The organism is Bacillus sp. OTU530, from assembly GCF_038440375.1.
On record NZ_JASATP010000043.1, the window covers coordinates 40,193 to 50,890 of the forward strand.

At 42.6% G+C, this 10,698-nt stretch carries 12 protein-coding genes and 2 pseudogenes; 9 read left to right on the forward strand and 5 right to left on the reverse strand.

Features of this window, described 5'->3' with window-relative positions; all coding sequences use genetic code 11:
• Positions 1–5 precede the first annotated feature (5 nt).
• The 4 genes and pseudogenes from moaC to AAHB12_RS23745 all read left to right on the forward strand — a co-directional run bounded on the left by moaC (position 6) and on the right by AAHB12_RS23745 (position 2,733).
• Positions 6–494, forward strand: coding sequence for a cyclic pyranopterin monophosphate synthase MoaC (gene moaC, locus AAHB12_RS23730; RefSeq protein WP_129730630.1), 489 nt, complete (start codon positions 6–8; stop codon positions 492–494).
• Between the two features lie 5 nt (positions 495–499).
• Positions 500–1,513: a ThiF family adenylyltransferase gene (locus tag AAHB12_RS23735; RefSeq protein ID WP_342047471.1), complete on the forward strand. Its 1,014-nt coding sequence runs from the start codon at positions 500–502 to the stop codon at positions 1,511–1,513.
• A gap of 21 nt (positions 1,514–1,534) precedes the next feature.
• Positions 1,535–2,224 (forward strand): annotated as a pseudogene (locus AAHB12_RS23740) (Crp/Fnr family transcriptional regulator).
• Positions 2,225–2,436: 212 nt separating this feature from the next.
• Positions 2,437–2,733, forward strand: a complete 297-nt coding sequence (locus AAHB12_RS23745; RefSeq protein WP_342047473.1) for a hypothetical protein — start codon at positions 2,437–2,439, stop codon at positions 2,731–2,733.
• A 185-nt stretch (positions 2,734–2,918) separates the two neighbouring features.
• Here AAHB12_RS23745 and AAHB12_RS23750 read toward each other — a convergent pair whose 3' ends face one another.
• The 3 genes from AAHB12_RS23750 to AAHB12_RS23760 form a co-directional block, all read right to left on the reverse strand.
• Positions 2,919–4,061 (reverse strand): glycosyltransferase family 4 protein, encoded by a 1,143-nt coding sequence (locus tag AAHB12_RS23750; RefSeq protein ID WP_342047474.1) that lies wholly within the window; start codon positions 4,059–4,061, stop codon positions 2,919–2,921.
• A 16-nt stretch (positions 4,062–4,077) separates the two neighbouring features.
• Positions 4,078–4,617 carry a phosphatase PAP2 family protein gene (locus AAHB12_RS23755; protein ID WP_342047476.1) on the reverse strand — a complete coding sequence of 180 codons (540 nt, stop codon included), beginning with the start codon at positions 4,615–4,617 and terminating at the stop codon, positions 4,078–4,080.
• A gap of 419 nt (positions 4,618–5,036) precedes the next feature.
• A complete protein-coding gene (locus AAHB12_RS23760; protein WP_342047478.1) occupies positions 5,037–5,552 on the reverse strand; it encodes a gamma carbonic anhydrase in 516 nt (171 codons plus the stop codon).
• 75 nt (positions 5,553–5,627) lie between these two features.
• Here AAHB12_RS23760 and AAHB12_RS23765 point away from each other — a divergent pair, with 75 nt between their 5' ends.
• Positions 5,628–6,419 carry an alpha/beta hydrolase gene (locus AAHB12_RS23765; RefSeq protein ID WP_129730607.1) on the forward strand — a complete coding sequence of 264 codons (792 nt, stop codon included), beginning with the start codon at positions 5,628–5,630 and terminating at the stop codon, positions 6,417–6,419.
• Between the two features lies 1 nt (position 6,420).
• Positions 6,421–7,476, forward strand: a complete 1,056-nt coding sequence (locus AAHB12_RS23770) for a tetraprenyl-beta-curcumene synthase family protein (RefSeq protein WP_342047479.1) — start codon at positions 6,421–6,423, stop codon at positions 7,474–7,476.
• A gap of 247 nt (positions 7,477–7,723) precedes the next feature.
• On the opposite strand, the gene AAHB12_RS23775 is transcribed toward AAHB12_RS23770, so the two are convergent.
• Both AAHB12_RS23775 and AAHB12_RS23780 read right to left on the reverse strand, forming a co-directional pair.
• Positions 7,724–8,296, reverse strand: a complete 573-nt coding sequence (locus tag AAHB12_RS23775) for a class I SAM-dependent methyltransferase (RefSeq protein ID WP_129730603.1) — start codon at positions 8,294–8,296, stop codon at positions 7,724–7,726.
• Complete coding sequence (locus AAHB12_RS23780) at positions 8,293–9,246, reverse strand: TIGR01212 family radical SAM protein (RefSeq protein WP_342047482.1); 954 nt, start codon at positions 9,244–9,246, stop codon at positions 8,293–8,295. Before AAHB12_RS23780 ends, AAHB12_RS23775 begins: the two co-directional genes overlap by 4 nt.
• Positions 9,247–9,433: 187 nt before the next feature.
• On the opposite strand from AAHB12_RS23780, the gene AAHB12_RS23785 reads away from it, so the two are divergent.
• The 3 genes and pseudogenes from AAHB12_RS23785 to AAHB12_RS23795 all read left to right on the forward strand — a co-directional run.
• Positions 9,434–9,697 carry a DUF2524 family protein gene (locus tag AAHB12_RS23785; RefSeq protein WP_129730599.1) on the forward strand — a complete coding sequence of 88 codons (264 nt, stop codon included), beginning with the start codon at positions 9,434–9,436 and terminating at the stop codon, positions 9,695–9,697.
• Between the two features lie 16 nt (positions 9,698–9,713).
• A complete protein-coding gene (locus tag AAHB12_RS23790; RefSeq protein WP_129730597.1) occupies positions 9,714–9,857 on the forward strand; it encodes a glycogen biosynthesis protein GlgD in 144 nt (47 codons plus the stop codon).
• Between the two features lie 698 nt (positions 9,858–10,555).
• A pseudogene (locus AAHB12_RS23795) lies at positions 10,556–10,698 on the forward strand (glutamate:protein symporter); the annotation flags it as partial.

Genomic DNA, 10,698 nt, shown 5'->3' on the forward strand with positions numbered 1-10,698 from the left:
AAAAGATGAGTGAATTTACACATTTCAATGCGGAAGGAAAAGCACGCATGGTGGATATTTCCGAAAAACATGAAACAGCACGTACAGCACACGCCGCATCGAGTGTCATTGTGTCTAAGGAAGTATATGAAAAAATGACCAAGGGTGAAGTGAAAAAAGGAGATGTCTTATCCGTCGCACAAGTTGCTGGAATTATGGGTGCAAAGAAAACAGCAGACATCATTCCAATGTGCCATCCTCTCTCTTTAACGGGAGTAGACCTTTCGTTTCATTGGGAGGAGCGGGACGATGAGTACGAACTGCATATTGAATCCTTCGTGAAAACAAAAGGCAGCACGGGGGTAGAGATGGAAGCTTTAACAGCAGCTTCTGTTTGTGCGTTAACGATTTATGATATGTGTAAGGCGATTGATAAGGGGATTATCATTGGTCCGACTTATTTAATGGAGAAAACAGGCGGGAAAAATGGTGACTATAAACGGTTAAAGGCGTGACCTGCATGGATAGATATTCAAGGCAAACACTTTTTTCACCAATTGGAGAGCAGGGGCAGAAATTGTTGAGGGAGGCACATGTGCTCATTGTTGGAGCTGGTGCTCTTGGCTGCGGTAATGCTGAAATGCTTGTCCGCGCAGGTGTGGGGAAAATTACAATTGTTGATCGTGATTATGTAGATTGGAGCAATTTACAGCGGCAGCAGCTGTACGAGGAACGTGATGCTGAGCAAGGATTGCCAAAAGCAATTGCGGCGAGAAATAGGCTCAGCCGCATTAATAGCGAGGTAGAGATTACAACGCATGTCTTAGATCTTACACCTGATGAAATTAACACTATGTGCGAACAGAGACTCGATGTTATGATAGACGCAACGGATAACTTTGAAACACGTCTTCTCATTAATGATGCATCGCAAGCATACAATATACCGTGGATTTTCGGGTCTTGTACAGGTAGCTATGGGCTATCGATGACAATTATTCCGGGACAAACGCCTTGTTTTCGCTGTTTGCTCCCGCATCTTCCATCCTATAGTTTAACGTGCGATACCGTGGGTGTAATCGGTCCTGCTATTGGTATGACAGTGTCTTATCAGGCAGCGGAAGCTTTAAAAATACTGACTGGAAATATGCAAGCAGTGCGACCGTCATTGGCTTTGTTCGATATTTGGAATAATGAGCATATGTTTTTACGTGTCGGGAAGCGAAAGAGCAAGAAATGTCCGTCATGTGGAGAAGAAAGAACGTATCCGGCTTTAACGGAAGAAGATAGAAGCAAGGCGGCTGTTTTATGTGGCAGAGATACAGTTCAGCTGCGGGGAACGAAGCCGTTTGAGTTAGAAAAGCTCGCTTCGCACCTGAAGCGTTCTGGACATAATATACAGAGCAATCCGTATTTGGCTATGATGCAGCTGGAAAGGCACCGTATTGTCCTGTTCCGTGATGGCAGAGTGCTTATCCATGGAACGAAGGATGTTACAGAAGCTCGTTCTATCTATCAGCGTTATTTTGGATAACGTGCAGAAGGGAGCAAATCAATGCCGACAGTTTTGAGCACCGAAAGTGTAGACTGTTTATCCAAACTGGCCTATCAAACATTGAAGGTAAGAAAAGGAGCTCATTTGTTTCAAGAAGGTCAGGATGGAGATCGATTTTTTGTGGTGTTAAAAGGGAAATTTCAAATTAATAAGCTTTCAGGTGATGGAAAGCAGCTTTGTTTGCGTCTGTGCGGACCAAGCTCCATTATGGGAGAGCTTATGATTTTTGCGAAAAACTGAAAATACTTGTTTAGCGCACGTGCACTTGAGGATAGTGAGGTACTTGCCATCAAGAATGAAGCAATCGAAAGAGAATTGCTCACAAATCCGTTGTTTGCAGCAGATTTTATGCCTGTTATGACGGATCATATTCGTAAGCAGCATACGAAGTTCCGCGACCTTGTTTTGTATGGAAAGAAGGGAGCGCTCTATTCCACTTTAATTCGTATGACCAATAGCTACGGTGTACCAGTAGAAAACGGTATATTACTTGATGTACAAATGACGAATCAGGATTTAGCGAACTTCAGCTCAACAACTCGGGAAAGTGTGAACCGTGCTCTAAATGAATTGAAGGGGATGGGTATTCTTTCTTTTGAAGGAAGAAAAATTATCATTCATGATTTAGAGTATTTGAAGCAGGAGATTAATTGTGAAAATTGCCCAACTTCATATTGTAATATCGAATAAGCAGCAGCTATCTAATGGTAGCTGCTTTTTTTCGCTTTAAGAAAGTATAAATTTCCAGCTAGAAGTGAATTTGCCGTAGTATGAAACTTTAGGTAAGGGCAACTGTCACTACATTGTCAAATAAATATGTGACATGCGTCACAGTGATTCTGCTCACTCATGTGTATAATGAAGGCAACAAGGCGGCTTTCAAAAATAAGGGGGGAAACGACATGAATATAATCGAGCGCAAGTTTTATTCAAAAGCGCGGTTTTATTCATTTGTTATAACAGTACTGTTAGTTTTGACAGTTTGGTACGCTACCGATCAATTTACCCATATTGATTTAGCGACGCTCGGGTATTTACTTTCTTCTATTATCGTGAATGTTATATCGTTACAGCATACGATCGAAGCGTACTACGGCAGGGAATATGGCGCAGTGGCAACCTGTATGATTGTGAGTATAGCCTCAGTGATTGTAGCATTGACGGCATATATCAACTGGAGAAAATTAGAATATAATTAATAAAAAGCAAAGGTGAGCGGCCTTTGCTTTTCTGCACTATAAGAAGTATAAATTTGCAGCTCGGAGTCAGATCACTTGGATAGATAGGAATTTTAGGAATATAATATAAGTGCAACTGTGCCTCTATCTTTGCCAATTGGCGAGTTTTCTTGATTGAGAAAAGAATTGAATGAACATGCTTTTAACTATGCTAACAATTTATTTTGAGGTGCTTGAATGACATCCTTGTAATGACCGAGAAGCTTTTCGAAAATCGTATCCCAATTTTGTGACAAGGCGTATTCTCGTCCGGATTGTCCCATCTTCTCAATTATGGGACCAGAATCGAGAAGATCCTCGATTGCAGCGCAAAATGCATCAGTGTCTTTTGGGTTACATAGATATCCTGTTGTGCCATGCTGCAAAATATTCTTTACACCCCCCGCGTTCGCTCCAATTACAGGCGTACCGGAAGCAAGAGATTCTAGCACAACGTTGCCAAATGTTTCTGTTGCCGATGGAAACACCATGAGATCTGAGGAAGCGTAGACAGCCGCGAGTTCTTTTCCTTTTAAATAGCCAGTGAATGTTACGTTTTCAGTTACATTTGCTTTCATTTCTTCTGTGAGCGGTCCATCTCCGACGAGGAGCCAGTGAACAGAGTCTCCAAGCGTTTGGTTTATTTTTTGAATAATTTCTGTCAGTGTATCGATATCCTTCTCGGGAGCCATCCGTCCCACGTATGAGAGAATATACTTCGCTCCGATGCCGTATGTATCACGCACGGTTTGTTTCTCATAATGTGGATGGTAGAGGTTACAATCAACACCGCGTGCCCAAATATGCAAGTCCCGGAATCCTTTGTTCTGTAGCTGTTTTAGTGTTTCATGGGAAGGAACGAATGTTTTTTGAAGAGAGCTATGGAACCAGCGTAAATAATTCCAGAGAAAGCGAGAGAGAAACTCAACCTTGTAGTATTTTAAGTAAGCATCAAAATCAGTGTGATACGATCCGACAAGCGGGATTCCTAACCTCTTCGCGTAATACATGCCAAACAGTCCCATGTTGAAGGGGGTTGCGATGTGAATGAGGTCAGGCTGAAAACGTTGCAATTCTTTTTTTATAAATACTGGATTTGGAATCGCCAGTCTGCATTCCGGATAGATAGAAAGTGGAAGGCTTTTCATCTTTTTGACATTTGTAACAAAGCTGTCCTCGGTGGTATTTTCAGGCGCAAATACATAGTATTCTATACCGTTACACTGCAGGTATCTTGTGAAGCGTTCTAATGTTTTCGCAACCCCGTTTACTTGTGGTATAAAGGTATCAGTAAAGATAGCGATTTTCATAAGACGCCCTCCCCACTTACAGTAGTTGTATAATTTGAAAGTAAGACAGAATGCCAGTGAGCGTTCCAAGAAACATGCCTGCCAGCACATCGGATGGATAGTGAAGACCAAGATAAATACGAGATACACCGACACTTAAGGCAAGAGGAAGAAGCAAAAATACGGATGCAGGTACATCAACAATGAATGGGATGACGACCGAAAAAATAGCAGTCGTATGCCCGGATGGAAAGGAATGGTCTTGCAACGGATTCAAATGATGCTTTGTTCCAACAATCATCATATACGGGCGTTTTCGTGGATACAGCTTCTTGAAAATCTGCACCGGAATATGGCTGATAGCAAGGGAAGCCATGCTTACTATTGCCGTTTTGTGAATTGTGCCCTTTGATAGGAGCATGAGGAGCAATACAGACAGAATGGTGCATCTTGCCCCGCCCGCGTGTGTGATTGTGCGAAAGTATATGTTTAGCACCTTTCGCTCAAAATAACGGTTAATTCCTTTGAAAATGCAACACTCTATTTCATATAAGGCGTTGATAGAACGTGCTATCATCAGCAGCTCCTCCCTAATGTCAGTATATTTCGTATTGCATTTCCATTGTAATAAGAATTTGTTGAGAAAGTGATAAGGGATTGTAAAAAATAGTGGACAGCTTCTAAACAGTGATAGGGGAAAAGGGGAAGAGAATTTGTTGGACATAAGATCGATGTCTAGCTCCACGGCTTACTCCCTTCCGCAAAATAACCTTCCCCACAAAAGGCAAAAAGCGCCCTCCGTGGTGAAGAACATTTTACTTCGGGAGTAAAGGCGGGCCATGTCCGCTTTTCTTACACTTTAAGAAAGCATAAATTCCCAGCTAGAGTTCAGTCGAGGCAGTGGGGAATTTTAGGAATAAAGTATAAGTAGGGCTACGCCTCTGCCTTCGTTCGGGAGGCAGGGCTTGTCAATCGGCGAGTTTTCTTTATATTGATTTATTTCTTTTGTACACTTTTATAAAATTGTCCTTTTTCTACATATTCGCGACGAATGCGGGCCATATCTTGTTTATCTTCTTCTGTTAGTTCGCGGACTACCTTTGCTGGGCGTCCAAATGCCAATGTATTCGGAGGAATGATTTTTCCTTGCGGTACGAGGCTGCCAGCACCGATAAACGCACCTTCTCCAACTTCCGCTCCGTCAAGTACGATAGAGCCCATGCCAACCAACGCGTTTTTTCGGATTGTGCAGCTATGTAAAGTAACCTGATGGCCAATTGTTACATCATCTTCTAAGATGAGTGCACATCTTGGGCTTTGGTGGAGTACACATAAATCTTGCACATTTACACGATCACCGATAATTGTAGGAGACACGTCACCGCGGATAATAGTGTTAAACCAAATGCTGGAGTACTCGCCAATTGTCACATCTCCTGTAATTGTGACATAATCAGCAATAAAAGCACTGTCTGCGATGCTTGGGTATTTATCCTTATATGGATAGATCATCAATCGAAACCGCCTTTCTTTTTATGTACTGTTAGTGTATCAACAATATCCTGAAATGAAAATAGGGGGATGCACATGTGGAAATGGGAAGCTGAAGCGGCCAAAGCTGTTGTGGTAATTGTTCACGGAGCGATGGAGCATCATGGCCGTTATACAGCGCTTGCCGATATGTGGACAGCTGCCGGCTATCATGTTGTCATGGGGGACTTACCGGGGCATGGGACATCTTCAAGACAACGAGGACATATTAACAGCTTTGAGGAATATATACATACGGTGCGAAAATGGATTAGAGAAGCAGGACACTACCATCTTCCTATTTTTTTGCTTGGTCACAGTATGGGGGGATTGATTATCATTCGTCTTCTTCAGGAAATCGAGCTGCGGGTGCAGGGCATCATTTTAAGCTCGCCATGTTTAGGAGTATTGGCAGAGCCCTCTATGCCGTTAAAGGCTGCAGCAAAGGTATTGAATGTGCTTGCACCAAAAATGAAGTTTTCTTCCCGATTAACAGCCGAGATGGCAACGCGCAATAGGGATATTCGTGATGCTATGGAGAACGATTCTTTACTTTTGCAAAAGGTATCGGTGCGCTGGTTTATTGAGCTGAAAAAAGCGGTCTCGATTGCGCACGAGAGGATTTTGAACTTTCCGGATATTCCGCTCCTGATTATGCAGGCGTACGAGGACAAACTGGTGGACCGGATGCAAGTACGTAAATGGTTTAATGAAGTGGACAGCAGTGATAAAGCGTATAAGGAATGGAAAGAGTGCTATCATGAATTGTTTAATGAATATGAACGTGAACAGATTTTTACGTTTGCGAAAGCTTTTACTGAAGTGCATGTAGTAAAAGGAGTGAAGTAAAGTGAAGATTCCTACAAATCCTATATCTCTTATGTCGAAGGTATATCGGAATGTAATGCCGCCAGTGCACCAGGAGCTGATGAGATGGACGGAGCAGGCGCAGTGTATTCCAAATGAGGAGCTGCGTAAGCAGGCGCTCGCAAGCATTGAACATAAAACGTTTCATTGTGAGGGGGGCGGCATTCTTGCCATTTTGGCAGGCCCGGGGATGAATGAATGCGTTCGTTTTATTGTTGCCTATCAAACCATCAGTGATTATTTAGATAACTTATGCGACCGCAGTACCTCCTTGGATCCGCTTGATTTTGAAGCATTACATGAGTCGATGCTTCATGCGCTTACTCCGGGAAGCGCTACAGAAAATTATTATCGCTTCCGTGAAGATCAGAATGATGGCGGTTATTTGGAGGCACTCGTCCGAACGTGCCAGGACGTTTTGCAGCATACGAAGCATTATCCGAAAATAGCTGGCATATTGCAGGAGCTTGCTCGTTACTATTGTGACCTGCAGGTGCACAAGCACGTAGCTCTCACAGAAAGAGAAGGGCGGCTTCAGGAATGGTTTGCTCTACATAAAGAACAGCTTCCTGCGATGAGCTGGTATGAGTTTTCCGCTTGTGCTGGTTCAACACTCGGTATTTTCTGTTTAGTAGCATATTCCTTCCATCATGAGTTAAGTGAATCACAAATTACCAAAATTAAAAAGGGCTACTTCCCTTATTTGCAGGGACTGCATATTTTGCTTGATTATTTTATTGATCAGGAGGAAGATCGGCTCGGTGGCGATTTGAATTTTTGCAGCTATTATGAAAGTCGTGAAGAAACGCTTGAACGCCTAAAACATTTTGTGCAAGAAACAGATAGATATCTACAGGATTTACCGCATTCAAAATTTCACCGTTTGATCAGCAAAGGGCTGCTTGGCATCTATTTGTCTGACCAAAAGGTGTCGGAGCAAAAAGAAATGCAGCAAATGGCGCGTCGCATCGTCAAATATGGCGGAGCTGCCTCCTATTTCTTTTATGTGAATGCGAGGCTGTACCGTATGCGGGCTTAGGAGAAAGGAGTACATTAGTTTCAAACGTTATCGACAATTTAAAACAAATTGTAGAAAGAAGCTCGCTGATTAGCGAGCCGTTAGGAGAAGCTAGAGGCGTAGCTGCACTTACACTGTATTCCTAAAATTTCCGGCTACGTCGAATTGCACTGCTAGCTGGAAATTTATACTTTTCTACAGTGACAGAAAACACTCGGCGCCGATTCGTTTACCGAGTGTTTTTTACGTAAGATACGCTCCTGACTAACTATCGCTTTTCAATCGCAATGATAAAAGGCGGATGGTTACTCTGGTTAATAAATTCATATCGCAGTACGTGCGCCATTTGCTGGTCAAGATTCATCGCAAATTCTACGACTGCATCACGCTCTGCTTGTCCTTCTTCATGACCATGATAAATCACGAGCACAATAATTCCTTCCGGAGCCATGATTTGCAGCAGCTGTTCAATTGCATCAATGGTTGAATTTGGCTTTGTGACGATGCTTTTATCACCACCTGGCAAGTAGCCGAGGTTAAACACAGCGCCTGTTACGTTTCCCTTTGCATCGGCAGGCAGCATTTCTAGCAGTCTGCCGTGGCTTTCATGAAACAATATCGCGCGGCTCAGCAAGTTTTGTTCAGTAAGCCGAGCTTGTGTATTAAGAATTGCTTGTTCCTGAATATCAAAGCCGAACACCTTTCCAGCTTCTCCGACAAGTTGGGCGAGAAGTGCTGTATCATGTCCATTTCCTATTGTTGCATCGACCGCATAGCTTCCGTCCTTTACTGCCATTTGCAGCAGGGTACGCGCAAACGGCAAAATGCGTTCAAGCTTCATAGGTTCATCCCCTTTTCCGCAAATTTTCCTTGCCAGCTGCCCCGGCGTACAAATTCCGCATCAATTGTATTGAGCACTTCCCACTTGCGCAGACTCCACATCGGGCCAATCATTAAATCAGCCGGACCGTCCCCTGTAATGCGGTGCACAATGACCTCCGGTGGAATAATTTCGAGCTGATCAACGACAAGCTTTATATAATCGTCAAAGGAGAGGAGTTCCAGCAGTCCCTTTTCATATTGCTTGACCATCGGCGTGCCTTTTAATAAATGAAGCAAATGGATTTTAATGCCTTGAATATCAAGCTTTGCGACTTCGCGCGCTGTTTCCATCATCATGTCATAATTTTCAAGAGGTAATCCGTTAATGATATGAGAGCAAACTCGAATATGATGCTTGCGCAGCTTTTCCACTCCTCTTACATATGTCTCATAATCATGCGCACGGTTGATGAGCTGAGCAGTTCGTTCGTGAACCGTCTGTAAACCGAGCTCAAGCCATAAATACGTGCGTTCATTAAGCTCCGCCAAATATTCCACAACATCATCGGGCAAACAATCGGGACGGGTTGCGATGGAAAGGCCAACAACCCCCTCTTCTTCTAAAATAGGTTCAAATGTTCGCTTCAGTACATCGAGCGGGGCATGCGTGTTTGTGAATGCTTGGAAGTAGGCCATATATTTGCCTGTCTTCCATTTTTCGTGCATTTTCGTTTTAATGGTATGAAATTGTGTAATTACATCCTCGGTACGATTACCCGCAAAGTCACCAGAGCCGGCAGCGCTGCAAAACGTACAACCGCCGAAGGCAACTGTACCATCGCGGTTTGGGCAATCAAAGCCTGCATCTAATGATACCTTAAACACCTTGCTGCCAAATGTTTGGCGCAGATGGTAGTTCCATGTGTGATAACGTTTGTTATCGGTTGAATACGGAAATGGGTTATTCATCGAATGTCCCTCCTTTGAGCAAGTACTATTTATGTGAGCGATTCGATCCATTCAAAAGGAAACAGTATTCATTATAGCACACGGGCTCATATAGTTTGCAGGATGGGAGATAATAAAACGAGACTTCCATCGGCGCATCCTGCCGTTTGGTAGTTAGTGATATACAGAAACATTAGGGGGGTTAAGCATGACGACACGTGATTCGTTAAACCAATGCATTGACAACGCGGAGCAAGCATTGCAATATGCAAAGGAGCAGCTTGATCGAGGTAAGCAACAGGAGCACTACAATATGATGGAATATTCAGACGCGCAATTGCAGCTTGAGCAAGCTGTGATAGCTCTTGAAAAAATGGAGCATAATGCGAATGAACAGCAGCGTGAGCGGATTGACCGTGCGCTGATCCAACTGCGCAACATGCAGCATGAAATGATTACCACACTTCACTAAAAGGAGAAATGGAACAATGAAGAAACGCTCAAAGCAAAACAATCCAGAACAAAAAACACAAAACGGTCATAACCAGGAGTTTTCCAATGAGATGGACCCAGTTGTGCAAGCAAAGAAAAACTATGCACGTCAAGGACAGCCTCAAAGAGCAAAGCAATAATATCGTACTGACGATAAACGAAACGGCAGTTCACCTGCCTAATTATTAAATGAAAAGAGCCCTCAGAGAAACACTATTAGCACTTAAGGTTCCTCTGAGGGCTTGCCAATTGTTTTTATATTCCTCCGTCACTTGATAAGCTAGAGTATCTAGATAGTGAGGAAATAACGAACTCTAGATCCATTTCGAGCCGTGTGTTATGTCGCATTCTTTATTTGAAGAGGATCGAGCGGAAATTATAAATATTGTAAAATTGGGGCAAAGCGCTAAGAGAAGCAACTATCAATATTTCTGTAGATATAACAGATCCATGGGATCTATCAAATAAACAAAGAGAAAGGAGTTCCCATTCTTTAAAGGAAGAATGGGAACTCCTTTTTATAATGGAGGTGCATTACTGGTAAGCGATTTTATCCCTCTATAGTTATTTATGAGAATTTAGCCCGATTTTTTGTTTTGAGGAACAACCTATTTCTTAAGTTGATAGATGTGGAGAAGGATCCCCATAAAAGAAGGGATAGAAGCTATGCCTAAGGCCGCGAATGAGTTGAGAAAACTTTTTTTTTATTATAAAAGCTGTAAACGCTTAAATTTTTTAAAAATAGTTTTGAAGGTTTTTGTCGTTTTTTGTAGATCGGTTTATAAGATGATTTCAGATTCATTAGTTCTAAATGAAAGCGTTAACAAGGAGGATGTACATGAAAAAGTTTGGCTTAGCTACACAAATTTTTGTTGCACTTGTACTAGGTATTATTGTTGGAGCTGTTTTTTATGGAAACCAAACAGCAATTGCTTATATTGTACCAATTGGTGATATTTTCATTCATGCAATTAAAATGAT

Excerpts from the sequence above, each read along its gene's own strand:
- moaC (WP_129730630.1), top strand. The coding sequence starts at position 6 with ATGAGTGAATTTACACATTTCAATGCGGAAGGAAAAGCACGCATGGTG.
- AAHB12_RS23735 (WP_342047471.1), top strand. The coding sequence starts at position 500 with ATGGATAGATATTCAAGGCAAACACTTTTTTCACCAATTGGAGAGCAG.
- AAHB12_RS23745 (WP_342047473.1), top strand. The coding sequence starts at position 2,437 with ATGAATATAATCGAGCGCAAGTTTTATTCAAAAGCGCGGTTTTATTCA.
- AAHB12_RS23750 (WP_342047474.1), bottom strand. The coding sequence starts at position 4,061 with ATGAAAATCGCTATCTTTACTGATACCTTTATACCACAAGTAAACGGG.
- AAHB12_RS23755 (WP_342047476.1), bottom strand. The coding sequence starts at position 4,617 with ATGATAGCACGTTCTATCAACGCCTTATATGAAATAGAGTGTTGCATT.
- AAHB12_RS23760 (WP_342047478.1), bottom strand. The coding sequence starts at position 5,552 with ATGATCTATCCATATAAGGATAAATACCCAAGCATCGCAGACAGTGCT.
- AAHB12_RS23765 (WP_129730607.1), top strand. The coding sequence starts at position 5,628 with ATGTGGAAATGGGAAGCTGAAGCGGCCAAAGCTGTTGTGGTAATTGTT.
- AAHB12_RS23775 (WP_129730603.1), bottom strand. The coding sequence starts at position 8,296 with ATGAAGCTTGAACGCATTTTGCCGTTTGCGCGTACCCTGCTGCAAATG.
- AAHB12_RS23780 (WP_342047482.1), bottom strand. The coding sequence starts at position 9,246 with ATGAATAACCCATTTCCGTATTCAACCGATAACAAACGTTATCACACA.
- AAHB12_RS23785 (WP_129730599.1), top strand. The coding sequence starts at position 9,434 with ATGACGACACGTGATTCGTTAAACCAATGCATTGACAACGCGGAGCAA.
- AAHB12_RS23790 (WP_129730597.1), top strand. The coding sequence starts at position 9,714 with ATGAAGAAACGCTCAAAGCAAAACAATCCAGAACAAAAAACACAAAAC.